The following is a 15,056-nucleotide window of genomic DNA, read 5'->3' as shown; positions in this document are numbered from 1 at the left end:
CAGTTGGGTAAAACAGGAGGCCTTATCTATATGACGATTTTTGTCGACGTAGTGTTACCAGTTTTATGCGTATTTGCGGCCGGCTATGCGGTTCAGAAATGGAAAAAACTCGATGTGAAGCCGGTCTCGGTCGTAGCATTGTACGTCGCGACACCGGCGCTTGTGTTTCAGACGTTTTATGAGGCAGACATCGACGCCCAGTATATGTACATGCTGATTTTTGCTGCGGCGCTCCTGTTTGTGCTGATCCTCTTTAATAAAGCGGCTGCTTTTCTTGCCCGGCAGCCGGAAGAACGGGAGAGCGGCTGGATTCTCGCGACGGCATTCATGAACGCCGGAAACTACGGCGCCCCGATTATTTTGTTTGCCTACGGACAGGACGGGTTTGCCTATGCCGTCTCCTTTATGGTCATTCAGGCGATTATCATGAATATTTTCGGCGTCTACTATGCCGCGAAAGGCCATGCCGGCGCCCGGTATGCTGTCAAAAGCGTGCTGTCTATGCCGGTGACGTATGCACTGCTGCTCGCTGTCATGATGCAGAGTACGCCGCTTACCATGCCGGAAAATCTGATGGGCGGGGTGGATATCGTAGCCGCTGCAGCGATTCCGCTCGTCATGATTATTCTCGGGATGCAGCTCGCCAACATGGACGTGGAAAGCTTTGAATGGGGCCATGTCACCTACGGCGTTCTCGTCCGGCTGTTCGTTTCTCCTGCGCTTGCGTACGGACTGACCCTGCTGATGCCGATGGATCCCCTCCTCGCTCAAGTGCTGATTGTCTCTGCAGCCATGCCGTCTGCCGCGACGATTGTCATGTTCGCTGTCCAGTTTGACAGCCAGCCGCGCTACGTCTCCGCCGTGACGCTCGTCTCCACGCTGCTCAGCATTTTCACGATCACATTCCTCCTGTCGATCGTGTAACCTTTTGGACTGAACGCCCGAAGCGGACGACACCAGCTTTGGTTTTCTGTTGGAAGACGATCAACCTCCATAGAAAAAAAGCCGGCGGGAGGCATCACTGCTTCCCGCCGGCTTTGTATTTCACGCTTTTCTATCAGGCTTTGACAAACATCGGCAGCTCGGTGTGGCCGAGCTCGCGGATATAGACGAACAGATTACCTTTGTGGTTGATCTCATGATCGATCATCATTTCAACCACTTTCCAGGCTGGTGCTTTTACGCCGAGGGTGCTGCTCAGATCAATTTCCTTCTCGAGGTGCTCGGTATCCATCGTTTCAATGAGCCGGACGGTTTCTGACGTGTACCGTTCCGCCATAGCCTCCAGAGACAGCTGCTCCCTTTCCTCGTGCAGCGGCGCCGGATCCTTTTCCGCGGCCATTGCGGCGAACTGATAAGCTGTCGTCAGCATATGCTCCACAAGTTCCGCGGCCGTCATCGACGTTTCCGTCGGCCGGTAGCTGTACGACCCTTCGTTGATGTAGCTGATCAGATCTCTAGTCACGAGGCGGTGCGAGAGAAAATAATTTTTCAGATAAACTTCGTTTTTATACATGGTCATCCTCCTCTTAATACGTGTGGAAAGCAGTCGAGATACGGTCTGCTTCCGGATGGTCTTCATAGCCGGTCAGCACGATTTCTCCGTTCACTTCCGCTTCCTGTTCTCCGTCTTCGGTGTCGATCATACCGCTGTCTTCCACGTCTGAAAGCGTGTCATGGTCCGGCTCAAACAAGTAGAGATCGATCTCTTCTCCATCCAGTTCCAGGCCATAGCCTTGTTCTGCTCCGATCGATTCGTAGTCCCGGTCGGACGTCTCCCCGATATCAAAGCCTTCCTCCCCTTCCAGATGGGCTTCCATGGCTGCCAGAGGATCATCTGAATCCGCGGCCTGTTCATTCTCTTCACTCTCATTCTCAGGCTCGACGTTGTTGATGTTGTTCTCTTCTCCATCATGGTTGTTCACGTTGTTTTCGTCACCGCAGGCGGCAAGCAGCAGCAGCGGCGCAGCATAGAGCAGGGTCTTCTTCACGTTTATCCTCCTGACGTCCCGTGTTTACCATCCTCTACCCGCCGAATCCGCTTTTAAAACTGCTGCAGGAAGGGGCGGTCGCCCCCTCTCTGACGGACACATGGTTGAAGCAGGTCGGGTCCGCTGAATGTTTGAGCTGCTTTCCTGCAACAGGCGGGTCGTTCGTAAGCGTTAAAGAATACCTACGGAAATCAGGCACGGCGTGCCTGCCGCTCCAGGCGAACGCTTTCCGCAGGGCTTGTCTTCAACTACTTCTTCCCCTCTCCGGGGAAGAAGGGATTTTCAGACGGCGCTCATCCTGTCGGAGTCGTCGCCTTCTGCTCGGGCACGCCAAAAATCCGTATCCCTTTCTCTTTTTGAAGAACGGCATACGGCCCATCGGCCGCTGGTAACGCTTATTCCGGCCTGAACACAAAGGCTTCCTGCATGGCCGGCGCCCACGGCAGGTACTCCTTTAGAACATCGGGCTCCAGGGAGGGCAGGTTCGGCAGGGTTTCCAACAGATAGCGCAGGTACGCATGATGAAGATCGTAGATCTTCCCAATCCAAGCAACGCCATCATGACTGATCCCCGAACCGCTATTTCCGTGTGTGGCCTCCACAAACTTTCGGCGGGCGTGCGCCCAGCAGCCGGCAAGGGAGATCCCCGGCTGCTTCTCCGCCACCTTTCGATAAGTGACATGGGCATCAGCGAACAGGGTTCCCTCGAACCCTTCTAAAAAGGCGAGCGGCGCCTCGTGTTTTCGGGAAGCGTGGCAGGTAGTCAAAGACGACGCATGGCACCTCTTCCACTGCCGAAGCATAGGCCTACATATAGGAATGGGATGTCGGTTTCCGGTCCTCCTGCCCATAAGTAACGTTACTCATACATCATGCCACCTTATCTACTGGCTTGCTTTCAGTATAGATAAAGCGCACGTGTCTCGACAGGTACGTATTCTTTGACGCTTACGGTCGTTCGGCGTCGGAGGCAGGTCGCTCTCGGATTTTTTTGAGCCACCTCGCTTGTTTTGAGCCAGTACGCAGCTGCTTTGAGCAAGCTTCTCCTGCCATAGGGACGCTTGGTTCCGAAAATTGGGCCACGCGCCGCTGTTCTTCTTTTTCCCATGCACCAAAAGCGTCCGGCGCCGTCTCCTTCGATGAAAACATCTACCATTCTGATCACGGAACAAAAGCGCGGAGCGCCTTTTGTTCGGAACGGCGTGTACCACAGGTTCTTTGAGGGAAGCTGGGGGGCTTCCTGCTTCCCGAGCAGCCGGCTACGCCGTCACCCTGTATGAGAACGTATACAGTCTTATACTTTTAAAAAGCCCGTACAGAAGATGGCTGCTTCTGTACGGGCTTTTCTGCAGCGGCTCGTTTCCGGACCGCTGTTATAAAATTTTGCTGAGAAAGTCCTGCGCCCGCTCTGTTTTCGGATTTTCGAAAAATGTGACCGGAGAGGCTTCCTCCACCAGCTTTCCTTCATCCAAAAACAGCACCCGGTCGGCCACTTCACGGGCAAAGCCCATTTCATGAGTGACGATGATCATCGTCATACCGGAATCGGCGAGCGACTTCATGACGTCCAGCACCTCTTTGACCATTTCCGGGTCCAGTGCCGACGTCGGCTCGTCAAACAGCATGGCCGTCGGTTCCATCGCAAGTGCGCGTGCGATCGCCACACGCTGCTTCTGGCCGCCGGAAAGACGGCTCGGATATGCATCCGCTTTATCCGACAGACCTACCTGCTCGAGCAGACGATCTGCAATCTGATTGGCTTCCGCCTTCGATTTCCCTTTCACTTTCATCGGAGCATACGTAATGTTCTCACGGACCGTTAAATGCGGGAAGAGATGAAAGTGCTGGAAGACCATCCCGATGTTCTCGCGGACCTTCATGATATCAGACTTTGGATCCGTTACTTCCACATCGTCAATCCAGATCTTTCCCTTCGTCGGCGTTTCCAGCAGGTTCAGACAGCGGAGGTACGTCGATTTACCGGAACCGGACGGACCGATGACGGTCACGACCTCCCCGTCTTCGATCGTTGTCGTTATATCGGAGAGCACTTCGTTATCACCAAACGATTTGTGCAGGTGTTCAGCTTTAATCACTCTGACGCAGCCTCCTCTCAACAAGACGTCCGAGTACTGTCAGCACCATCACGAGGCAGTAGTAGATAAAGCCGGCAAACAAAAGTGGTTCGAAATAAGAGAATGTCTCTCCCCCGACAATGTAGGCGCGGCGCATGATATCCATAACCCCGATCGTGGTGACAATGGCGGATTCCTTCGTCAATGTAATAAATTCGTTCATCAACGCAGGCAGAATATTTTTCATCGCCTGCGGCAGAATAATGTCTTTCATCATTTCCCCGTAGGAAATGCCGAGAGCCTGGGCGGCTTCCTTCTGGCCCTGGTCGACGGCATTGATGCCGGCCCGGATAATTTCGGAAACGTAGGCGGCAGAGTTAAGGGCAAACGCCGAGAAAGCCGCGACGAACGGAGCAATCTCAATCCCGAGCACCTGCGGCAGACCGAAGTAAATGATCATCAGCTGCAGGACGAGCGGCGTTCCGCGGAAAACCGAAGTATAGGCATCCGCAATCCAGCGGAGAAAGGTGAATCGTCCGATTTTCATAAGACTCAGGATGACACCAAAAAGAAAGCCGAGCACGGCGGCTACGGCTACAATTTGGAGTGTCACCCAGATGCCCCGGAGTATAAATGGATAACTCGGGGCAAGGGCGGCAAAATCTAAACCCATAAACGGCAGTCATCCTCTCTTAGTCTTCGTTCGTGTTGTTGTTATCCTCATCTGCTTCTTCGTTGTTTTCGGCATCGTTGTCTTCTTCTGTCTCTTCCTCGTCTTCGCCTGCTCCTGCGGCATCTGCGACATCGCCGTCGAACCATTCGAGGATCAGCTCATCCAGCTCGCCACTCTCTTCCAGCTCAGCCAGGACACCGTTGAACTCTTCAGTCAGCTGGCTGTCCAGCTGGAATGCGATCGCGTTGCCGTCTTCTTCTGCTTCGTTCGGCAGGGTGAAGCTTGTCAGATCGTCGTTATCATCCGTGTAGTTATCCGCTACGGTATCCGCGAGAATCACCGCGTCGAAACGGTTCGTATGAATTTCCTGAATCATTTCCGGAATGCGGTCGCGTGTTTCTACTTCAATGCCCTCCACATCTTCCTGCAGCTCTTCTGCCTGGCCTTCCTGAATGGAACCAAGCTGGACACCGAGCGTCATGCCTTCCAGATCATCGACGTCTTCAATGCCGCTGTCCGCTGCTGTCACGATCGAGTGGGCGCTGCGGAAGTAGATATCGGAGAAGTCCGCATTCTCCCGGCGCTCTTCGGTCGGACGCATCCCTGCCATGACGAAATCGACACGGTCTGTATCCAGCGCAGGAATCAGGCTCCCGAAGTCCATGTCTTCTACTTCCAGCTCATAGCCGAGCTCTTCCGTGATGCGGTTGGCCAGATCGATATCAAATCCGACGATTTCTTCGCTCTCGCCGGTCTCAATGTATTCAAACGGCGGATAGTCAGCCGAGGTGCCCATGATCAGCGTGTCGCCTTCTTCATACGCGTCTTCCTCGTTTTCGGCGCCGTTTTCTTCGTTATTGTTCTCGTCCGTGTCTTCATTGTCTGCCGCTTCATTGGTGTCGGCGTTGTTTTCCACGTTGTTGTCTCCATTGTTTCCGCCTGTCTCATTCAGCTCCGGTGCATTCTCTTCCGCACCGCACGCAGCAGTAAACAGCATCGCACCTGCAATCAAAAATCCCGCTTTTTTCATGAATGTCTCTCCCTCTCTTTATGTTTATAATACACAATTAATTTTTATTCATGTTTTGTATTTTATCATGAAATCTGCATGATGCAAGTATAATAATAAAATATTCAATTTTCGCACACTTCACCGACAATAAAAGGAATTTACTGACACTACGATGAAGGTTTATTCTTTCCAGGGAAACATTTTATGAAAAAGAATGAATAGAAAGTGAATATTCATACAAAGCACTGGAACTGCTGCAGCCGCCGAAAAAAACGGCGGAGCATACCCTGTTTACCTGGTATGTCACTTGGAGTATCGGGTCGACGGGCTGCAGGAACAAAGGATCCTCCTTCTCGTCACCGCCACATGTGAGTAGTAGATGCTGATCCCGGTCACAGTATCGTTTTCAGCTTTTAATGAGCAGACGCCGCACATGGAGAAATCGCGCCGAAGAAACGTTCTCGACGCGATGTTCAAGCCTGCATCCGGTTAGCAGGAACTCTCTCCGGATAGGGATATAACAAAAACTCTCTCTCCATGAAGCTGTCACCGGATGAAAGCACGTTCGATTTACGGACGATCTTCCCATCCATCCAGGTTTTTTAATTCTTTGATGCTGTTTTTGTAAAAAACGGGATTGAGTCCACGGCGCCGCTGGTCCTGGAAATGACGCAGCACGCGAAACGCGATCGGTCCGAGGATAGCAATCGCAACCAGATTGACAATGGCCATCGATCCCATGAACAGATCAGCAAGAGCCCAGATGACCTCCAGGTCCATAGCTGAACCGATGACGACCATAGCAAGGAAAGCAATGCGGAACGCCATCAGCAGCTGCGGCTTCTCCGAAATGAACTCCACGTTGGCCTGTCCATAGTAATAGTTGCCGAGCAGGGAGCTGAACGCGAAGAAGAAGACAGCGATGGCGATGATCGGAGCGGCCCATTCTCCCATATGGACGGCAAGCGCATTCTGTGTAAGCTGAATGCCTTCCATGTCCCCACCCGTCTGATAAACATCGGTAAGAAGAATGATAAAGGCGGTCGCAGAACAGATGATGATCGTATCAATCAGCACTGCCAGTGACTGAATCAGTCCTTGTTTAGCCGGATGGTCTACATAAACCGTAGCAGCCGCGTTTGGTGCACTACCCATACCGGCCTCATTGGAAAACAGCCCCCGCTGTACACCCAGCATGATTGCTGCACCAATCGTTCCGCCAACGGCCTCTTCCAATCCAAAAGCACTCAGGAAAATGAGCGACATAACTGCGGGAACGGCTTCTATGTTCATCACCATAATCACCAACGCTGCGATAACGTAAGTAATAGCAAAAACCGGTACGATTACTTCGGCTACCACCGCAATTCGTCGGATGCCTCCAAAGATAATGAAAGACATCAACACGGCAATCACGATACCGACCATCCACGGTTCAATCGTGAATGCGCCGCTGAAGGCATCTGAAATCGTATTGGACTGAACACCGTTGAAAATCAACCCGAAGCAGAAAATCATGAGAAACGCGAATAACAGGCCCATCCCGCGTGAATTCATTCCACGCTGCATGTAATAGGCCGGTCCGCCGCGGAATCCATCCTTATCCCTCACTTTATACACCTGCGCGAGCGTACTCTCGACGAATCCTGTCGCAGCCCCGATCAATGCAACGATCCACATCCAGAAAATCGCTCCCGGGCCGCCAGCTGAAATCGCAATCGCAACGCCGGCGAGATTTCCTGTTCCTACCCTCGCAGCCGTGCTGATCGCGAACGCCTGGAAAGGAGAGGTTCCTTTTCTTTCTTTGAACCCATCTCGGTTCATACCGCGAATCAGCTCTTTAACCATCAGCGGGAACAAGCGGAACTGGACGAATTTCATTCTCAGCGTGAAATATAGTCCCAGACCGAGAAGAAAAGCAATCAATATGTAAGTCCAAATGAGATCACTCGCCGCTCCGACCAAATCAGCAAACATCGTATCTGCAGAAAACCATTGTTCCATTTTCTCCATCTCCTCCTTCCTCTTTGAGTTTCACTACCCGCTTAAAGGAAAGATAAACATTTATTTGAAATTTTGTTTTATCCAGGAGCGTGGACTGTTTCGGTGGTTTTTCAATGCAGGAACCATGTGCCTTCAGCATCGACAGCGACAATACTGCGTTCATAAAAGGAACAGCCTCTCTCCAACTAATGAGGGACTTCCCCGGACAACGGCTGCATTAAGTGCCCTATCGTTGCACGTGTCTTCAACCAAGACTACCCACCACACACGAATCTCTACATGTGCACCCCATCCAAAAACCCGCCTTCCTAAAGTGGAAGACGGGTTCATCAGCAGTCAAAACGGTGCAGGTGATTACACTCGCTGCATCAGCTCAACGGCGCGGCGGGCCGGTTGTACCAGGCAGTCACCATGGCTGCGAGAGGAAAGAAAAGCATCAGGATCAGCACTTCCGTATAGCCTCCGAACCAGTCAAAGGCCAGACCGAATGGCAGCGGACCGACAGCCGAGGCGAAGACGGTGGCCGTAACTCCCATGCTTTTGAGGGTGCCGAGGTGTGCGGTACCGAAAAACGTCGGAATCAGCATAGCCAGGCAGATCGTGCCTAATCCGGCTGCCACGCCGCGCAATAGTCCAAACAACAATCCGGCAGCATAGGAATCAAACAGCAGCAGTACCAGCACAGCCGCCGCCTCGACGAGAAACGAAGCCGCGAATACTTGATGCAGCGACAGCCGCTCTAACAGAAATCCCGCCAGAAACGAGACGGGAAAAGCGGTCATGGCTATCAGACTCAGCACAAAGGAAGACTCCGCCCGGGTTAAGCCGGCCTCACTCAGAATGGAAACAAGGTGGAACGTCAGTCCCGTATTCACCATGGCCGGGACGGCGATACAGAAGATCGCTCCCCAGAACAGAGGGGACCGCAGCGCTTCCCGGGGCGTCCAACCCCATTCGCTTCTGCTTTCGCTCCTCTCCCTCGCCGGGCGGCTCCCTCCATCCCGCTCCAGCCCGTATGTCCATGGACTGTTCCGGACAAACAGCACGACCAGCGGAACGTAGAAAAACAACAGCACGGCTGCCCAGAACTGCCAGGCCCCCTGCCAGCCTGCAGAAGCAATCAGCCACACATTCAACGGTGGCAGCGCAGCAGCGCTCAGGAAGCCGCCGACTTCCATGAAGGCAAAAGCCCGGCCCTGCTTCTGCTCGAACCAGCGCGGAACCAGCGTGTTCGGCACCATCTCCATCAGTCCCTGGCCGAACAGCCGAATCAGAAAGAAGCCGGCGAACAGCATCCACGGTCCGAGCAGCATGCTGTTAAAGAGACACGCTGCAGCGAGCATCACTCCGGCAAAAATAGACACCGACCGCTGACCTTTTCGATCAATCATTCGTCCGAACACGATCATGAGGCATGCGGAGAGCAGCGTCGCTGCCGAATACAGACTGGAGACGAGAGAGCGGCTCCAGCCGAAATCTTCTATGTATGCATCAATAAAAATCGAGACGGAGTAGGTCTGGCCCGGACCGGATAAAAATACCGCAAGCGCGGCCATCACAACAATCACCCATCCGTAGTAAAAAGGGATGCGGCGCATGACCGCATCCGGCTGTCGAGACAAACGGCATTCCCCCCTGCAGTTTCATGGCTTTTATGATGCACCCGGAGCCGCGGTGCACAAAGACGACCGCTCCTCTGCGTTATCCCTGCACGCCCCGGAGCTCCAACGCGTCCATCGCTCCCGCTTGTTCCGGCAGATGGATCAGGTACAGCTCATGCAGCGCCCTCGTCATCCCGGTATACAGCAGGCGGATATCCATTCCAGTCCGGGAAAAAGGAGTCTCGAGTGTCACAAGAAAGACTTGGTCAAACTCCAATCCTTTCGCCAGGTAGGCTGGGACAACCACTACGCCGTCCGGAAATGTTTCTACACTCTCATCAATCAAGGTCACCGGTGCATCCACTGCCTCTGCCAGCGCTTCGTACAGGCGGCGGCAGTCTTCCGGTGTCCGGCTGATCACGGCTGTCGTATCCCACTCCGCATGCAGAAGATCTGCTGTAGTCTGCACCGCCTCTGAGACCGAGGCCGCTTCCAGTCTCTCCGGATGAGATCCGGTTCTCACCACCGGTTCCGCCAGCTCCAGCGCTTCGGGCAGCTGGGATAGGACGGCATTGGCGGCATGGATGATTTCCCGTGTGGAACGATAGCTCTGTCGAAGCGGGACATAGTCCATTTTGGAGAAGATTTCCTCTGTGAGCGGCGTCCAGTCATGCAGCGACCGATAGCGGTAGATCCCTTGTGCCAGATCTCCGAGCACAGTGAAGGTGTTCGTATTCGCAGCCTGCCGCAGCGCGAGCATCTCCAGAGGAGAATAGTCTTGTGCCTCATCAACGAAGACATGCATGAACTGATGCTCCGGTTCAATGCCGAACAGCGCCTGTTTCAAGTACAGCATGGCTCCCGCATCTTCTGCATCCCATACTTTCTGCTTCTGGCAGCGCCGGTTCCAGCGCAGCAGGCGCTCGCGGTCTTTTTCCTCCAATACTTCCGAAGCATGGCGGTGGAACACTTCGGAAGTCGTCATCAGCTTTTTATACAGTTTCAGCGGCGTCGTTTTCGGCAGCTGCTTACGGAAAGCCGGCAGCAGTGTTTTCGCCTCTGCCTCCAGCTGCTTCGTATACGCTTCCTGCTGGTCCATTACTTGAACAATGCGGGATCTGCGCTCTTCTTCCCCGCGGACGGAATGACGTATTTTTTCGATTTTGTTCTCATAGATCTCTTTCACTTGATCGAGGATTTCTTTCACCCTCGGCTTGACGTACCCTTTTACGACCTCGTATATTTTTTCGGCGCGCCGGTAGGGCGGGAGGTACGTATACTCTTGTTCATACAGCTCCTGCATCCGTTCCGCGGAAAAAATCAGAAAGCGGTCGAGTTGAACATCCGCCTGTGGCAGAAACGCAGCCTGCTGTGCTTTGATCCACGAATCCAGCACGCTCCGGAAATCGAACGATCCTTTCCACGCAGCGGCGAACGCCCGGTCTTCATTCCATTCGTCTTCTGTCAGAAGCTTTTTTAATTTGTCTTCCTTCTCATCAAAGGCCATCTGCTCGCCGAGAGCTCCCTGAACGTAGTCTGCGAACGTCGTCTGCTTCACTTCATCGACTCCCAGCTCCGGCAGCACATCGGAGATATAGTCGAGAAACAGCCGGTTCGGAGCGAGCACCATCATCTGAGCCGGATCGAAGTTCTCTCCATGGGTATAGATGACATACGCCATACGGTGCAGCGCGATGGTGGTTTTCCCACTCCCGGCAGCCCCCTGCACAAGCAGCGGCTGCTGCAGTTCCGCCCGAATAATGCGGTTTTGATCCTGTTGAATGGTCGCGACAATCTCTTTCAGGCGATTCCCGGACCCTTCTTCGAGCGAGGCCTGCAGCATATCATCCCTCGTGGTGATATCAATGTCCCGGATATCCTGCAGTCCGCCCTGGTCGATGCGGTACTGCCGCTTCACGTCTACTTCGCCCTGATACGTGCCTCCTTCTGCTTCATAAGAGACGCGTCCGGGCTGTTCTTCATAATAGACGTTCGCCATCGGAGAGCGCCAGTCGATCATGATCGGTTCGTTCGTGTCTTTTTTAAATAACGACGTTTTACCTATATAAAAGGATTCTTTCTGTTCTTCTCCGTCAGCCCGAAAATCCAGCCTGGCAAAATACGGGCGGTCCCGCACCGCCTTCAGTTGACGCAGATCCCTGTCCGCCGCGTCCATCAGGTTTGCGTTCGCAAGAATATTCACATAGCTGTTGGAGCTGTCAAGATGGTCAAGGTCGACCAGTGCCTGCTTGATATTCCCCTGAAATTCGCCGCGTTTGATTTCCGCCGCCTCGATCACCTGCTTCAAATACGTCTTCGTCCACTCCAGCCGGCGTTGTTCCTTTTCAAATTCTGGATGTTCGCCACTCACAGCAGCTGCCTCCTTCTACATGGTTGCTTTCTCGTGTCCGTACAGCAACCTCTACTGTACGAGATCCTTCTATTATTTCACCAGGAGAGAAGCTCTGTCCACTAACGGCACAGGATCAACGAAAAGCAGGAGCAGCAACCTCCTCAGGCATGCAGCGTATGACGCAATTGGCCGCCAAGGCCGAGCAGCACTTCTCTCACAGCATAACTGCCGGTATGTATTCCGTGTGCATCCCGACGGCTTCCAAGAGCCAGGAAGGGTTCGGACGGTTTAGCATCCAGCTGCACCGCCGCTGCCTCACCGATACGTCCCCGCTGCCACTGCAGCATAGGATAGGCAGGCCAGGACAGCCTCTCTCCGCCTTCGTCAAGAAACCGTGCATGCCTCCTTCCGAGAAGCAGAACAGCCGGAGGGTCCAGCCACGCAATCCGCTCGCGCAGCAGCTGCTCTGTCCGTGGATGCTGAAAAACAGCATCCCGGTCCGCTCGACGCAGCTTTCCCATCTGCTTGTTCAGCGCGAACGGAAACAGGTCCATGTGGAGGGCTGACCCTTCATAGAAGGAAGCGCCGAAGCCATTCACTACCGCTTCCAGGCCGGCCCCGCCCGGTTTCCCGAACCACCCGCTGTAGACCGTGTCCCGCTGGAAATAGGCATCAAGCAGCCGCGAGGCCTCGGTCGTCCGGTCTCCGTCCGCTGCCCACGACGACAGCGGCTGATCCGCCGGCAGCACAGCATAGCGACCCGGGTCCGGCCAGTGCTCTCCGGCAAAATCGCGCGGCGACGGGTTGGTCCCCACCGTCAGCAGACGCACGTCACGCCGGTCCCCGTTCCAGAGCACCGGTGAAGCGCAGGGCACATAGGGAAGATCCGGCAGCTCCTGCTGCAGTGAAGCAGCCAGCTGATATAGATGCTGGATCTGTCCCTCGTCTTTATTCATGACCACCGTCCTCTTTTTCCTGGGGCATACGCTGGGACGCCCCTTCCAAAAATGAACGAAGCCGCGTGGTTTCCGGCGGGCCGGTCAGCTCCGGCGGCATCGAAATACCAGATGAAATGCAGATATCGCGCCACTTCTGCTGGACTTCTGCCGTCCGTCCCTGATTCAGAAGCCGGGCGCTGTGAAAAATAATCCTGTTTTTCTCCCGATCCGACATCGACTGCGCAGCCCAGCGGCCGCGCTCCCGGATCTGGTGTTTGTCTTCTTCCATGTGAAACTCCTTTCAAAACAAAAACGCGCCGTGCCTGTTAGATAACGCAGTGTGCGCCGCTGCCGGACGGAAAGGAAAGAAGGAGCCTCTCCTCCTCCCCGCGCGGGAGGCGCCGGTTTTTCTATAGAAGCCCGCGTGCAGCGTGCCTTCAGGCGGATGAGATCCTTTTCTGGAAGGTAGAAAAAGAGGCTGCCGCTTCGAACCTCGGTTGAAGGGCAGCCTTCCCGTTTATGACGAAGGATCCACCTTCTGCTGCTGTCCTTCCAGCGTCAGCGGCTTATCCGTCCGGTCGTCAATTTTTATCGACGTCACGACACGTTTTGCGTTGTTTTTGATTTCGTTCAGATGAATCACCTGGGCCACATCGAAAAGCTTGTCGATTTCCCCTTCGATGATCGTCGATGTCGGGGTAACCTGATACTTGAGCTCATTCTGCTCAATGACGGCAACGGCCCGCTCAATATCCTTCTGGAAGCTTTCATCTCCTGTACCTACAGGCACCATACTAATTTCCATCAGTGGCATGATACATCCTCCTTTTATATTCGTTCTATCCATGCTTTTTCCACATTCCGCATCTGTTAAACATCCTCCCGCTTCTTCAACGGATGGACCGCGGGCCCTTCCAGTACACTGCCGTCTACGTCAAAACGGGATCCGTGGCAGGGGCAGTCCCACGAACGCTCCGCCTGATTCCAGCCGAGTTCACACCCGAGATGCGTGCAGCTGGAATCGACGGCGCTGATCTCGCCGTTCTCATCCTTGTACACCGCCGTACGGCTTCCGTTCACTTTCAGGACAGCACCTTCGTCAAAGTCGAGGTCGTCAACGGTGCCCTTCGTCCGATGGAATTTGCCACGGACAAACGCTCGTGCTGTATCCATGTTCTCCTTGACCATCTGCTTCATATCCGCACGGGGATGAAACCGGGACGGGGTGAAAAGAGAAGCATACGGATTGTACTTTCCTTCCAGACGGTCCGCGGTCACCTGTGCCGCTGCAACGCCGGCGCTCATGCCCCATTTGCCGAAGCCAGTCAGGACGTACACATCTTCGCTTCCCGGTGTCAACGGTCCGGCGTACGGCACCCCATCGGACGTATGAATGTCCTGCGAAGACCACCGGTACGGGATCGCTTTCACATCAAAATGGGACGTGACGAAATCGCGCAGCTTTTCATAATGGGATTCCGTGTTCCCGGCCTGGCCGCTCGTGTGACCGAAGCCGCCGCCGAGCAGCAGCGGGCGCCCGTCGATATCCTCTGCTTCGCGGAACGACTGCACCGGGCTTTCCGCATGCAGATACATCCCCTTCGGTACTTCCCCGTGAAGCCGGAAGGCTATCGCGTAGGATCGTTCGACGTGCAGCCTGGCTGCAAAAAGCGACTGCAGATCTTTGAATGGATAATGGGTGGCCATGACGACATGATCTGCTTTGATCTGCCGGCCGCCGTCGGTCGTGACGACTGGCTGCCGGCCCCGCTTCACATCCACTGCCCTCGTCTGTTCAAAAACAGGCATCTGTTCGACTTCCAGATACCGCAGCAGTTTCGCCAGAAAGCAGACCGGATGGAACTGCGCCTGTTCGTGCATTTTCAATGCCGCCGTGACGGCAAAAGGCAGTTCGTGCTTATCGGTCAGACTGCCGTCCAGGTGGAGACTCCGGTAGGCCTCGGCCTCACGCTCCAACCTCGTCTTCCCTTCTTCCGACGTTGCATACAGATAGGCAGGCCGCCGGGAAAAGCTGCAGTCGATAGCCAGCCGGCGGCACGTCCGCTCCACCCAGGAGATGGCGTCTTCGTTTGCCTCGTAGTACAGCTTCGTTTTCTCTGCACCGATCGACTGCCATAAATCCGCGTACTTCAGACCGTGCTGGGACGAAATTTTCGCCGTGGTGTGACCGGTGGTACCTGTACCGATTTCCCCCGCCTCTATGAGGACGGATGGAATACCTTTCCGGGCGAGCATGTAGGCCGTTGTCACCCCGGCGATGCCTCCACCGATTACACATACCTTCGTCGTCACGTCTTCCTGAAGCTGTGGAAAGCGCTGTGTGGGCCGTTTCTGCCAAAGCGAAGCAGATTGCGGCATATCCTGTGTCATCCTGCATCCCTCCCGGTT

Annotated in this window: 14 protein-coding genes; 1 reads left to right on the top strand and 13 read right to left on the bottom strand. The window is 54.4% G+C overall.

What is annotated here, in order from left to right:
• The first annotated feature begins 30 nt into the window (after positions 1-30).
• Positions 31-924 carry an AEC family transporter gene (locus tag G477_RS0115285; protein ID WP_026698667.1) on the top strand — a complete coding sequence of 298 codons (894 nt, stop codon included), beginning with the start codon at positions 31-33 and terminating at the stop codon, positions 922-924.
• Between the two features lie 133 nt (positions 925-1,057).
• On the opposite strand, the gene G477_RS0115280 is transcribed toward G477_RS0115285, so the two are convergent.
• The 13 genes from G477_RS0115280 to G477_RS0115220 form a co-directional block, all read right to left on the bottom strand.
• The gene (locus tag G477_RS0115280) at positions 1,058-1,516 is read right to left on the bottom strand and encodes a DinB family protein (RefSeq protein WP_026698666.1); all 459 of its coding nucleotides are present in this window, start codon (positions 1,514-1,516) and stop codon (positions 1,058-1,060) included.
• A 13-nt stretch (positions 1,517-1,529) separates the two neighbouring features.
• Positions 1,530-1,991: a hypothetical protein gene (locus G477_RS0115275; protein ID WP_026698665.1), complete on the bottom strand. Its 462-nt coding sequence runs from the start codon at positions 1,989-1,991 to the stop codon at positions 1,530-1,532.
• Between the two features lie 395 nt (positions 1,992-2,386).
• Positions 2,387-2,758: an IS66 family transposase gene (locus G477_RS0115270; RefSeq protein WP_026698664.1), complete on the bottom strand. Its 372-nt coding sequence runs from the start codon at positions 2,756-2,758 to the stop codon at positions 2,387-2,389.
• Positions 2,759-3,364: 606 nt separating this feature from the next.
• Positions 3,365-4,087: an amino acid ABC transporter ATP-binding protein gene (locus tag G477_RS0115265; protein WP_026698663.1), complete on the bottom strand. Its 723-nt coding sequence runs from the start codon at positions 4,085-4,087 to the stop codon at positions 3,365-3,367.
• Complete coding sequence (locus G477_RS0115260; RefSeq protein ID WP_026698662.1) at positions 4,080-4,739, bottom strand: amino acid ABC transporter permease; 660 nt, start codon at positions 4,737-4,739, stop codon at positions 4,080-4,082. The genes G477_RS0115265 and G477_RS0115260 overlap by 8 nt, the downstream gene beginning before the upstream one ends.
• Positions 4,740-4,758: 19 nt before the next feature.
• Positions 4,759-5,769 (bottom strand): transporter substrate-binding domain-containing protein, encoded by a 1,011-nt coding sequence (locus G477_RS19850; protein WP_051288099.1) that lies wholly within the window; start codon positions 5,767-5,769, stop codon positions 4,759-4,761.
• A 552-nt stretch (positions 5,770-6,321) separates the two neighbouring features.
• Positions 6,322-7,755, bottom strand: coding sequence for an alanine/glycine:cation symporter family protein (locus G477_RS0115250; protein WP_084406317.1), 1,434 nt, complete (start codon positions 7,753-7,755; stop codon positions 6,322-6,324).
• 368 nt (positions 7,756-8,123) lie between these two features.
• Positions 8,124-9,377 (bottom strand): MFS transporter, encoded by a 1,254-nt coding sequence (locus tag G477_RS0115245; RefSeq protein ID WP_026698660.1) that lies wholly within the window; start codon positions 9,375-9,377, stop codon positions 8,124-8,126.
• A gap of 79 nt (positions 9,378-9,456) precedes the next feature.
• A complete protein-coding gene (gene helD / locus G477_RS19845) occupies positions 9,457-11,727 on the bottom strand; it encodes an RNA polymerase recycling motor HelD (RefSeq protein WP_051288097.1) in 2,271 nt (756 codons plus the stop codon).
• Positions 11,728-11,870: 143 nt separating this feature from the next.
• Complete coding sequence (locus G477_RS0115235; protein WP_026698659.1) at positions 11,871-12,665, bottom strand: hypothetical protein; 795 nt, start codon at positions 12,663-12,665, stop codon at positions 11,871-11,873.
• Positions 12,658-12,936 carry a hypothetical protein gene (locus tag G477_RS0115230; protein WP_026698658.1) on the bottom strand — a complete coding sequence of 93 codons (279 nt, stop codon included), beginning with the start codon at positions 12,934-12,936 and terminating at the stop codon, positions 12,658-12,660. The genes G477_RS0115235 and G477_RS0115230 overlap by 8 nt, the downstream gene beginning before the upstream one ends.
• A 228-nt stretch (positions 12,937-13,164) precedes the next feature.
• Positions 13,165-13,461: an MTH1187 family thiamine-binding protein gene (locus G477_RS0115225; protein WP_035212183.1), complete on the bottom strand. Its 297-nt coding sequence runs from the start codon at positions 13,459-13,461 to the stop codon at positions 13,165-13,167.
• Positions 13,462-13,517: 56 nt separating this feature from the next.
• Positions 13,518-15,038, bottom strand: a complete 1,521-nt coding sequence (locus G477_RS0115220) for an FAD-dependent oxidoreductase (RefSeq protein WP_026698656.1) — start codon at positions 15,036-15,038, stop codon at positions 13,518-13,520.
• Between the last annotated feature and the right edge of the window lie 18 nt (positions 15,039-15,056).

The sequence above is a fragment of the Alkalicoccus chagannorensis DSM 18086 genome (genome assembly GCF_000429725.1).
In the GTDB taxonomy this organism is placed as follows: domain Bacteria; phylum Bacillota; class Bacilli; order Bacillales; family Salisediminibacteriaceae; genus Alkalicoccus; species Alkalicoccus chagannorensis.
Note: the sequence above shows the minus strand (reverse complement) of the source record. Positions and strands in the feature narration are given on the sequence as shown.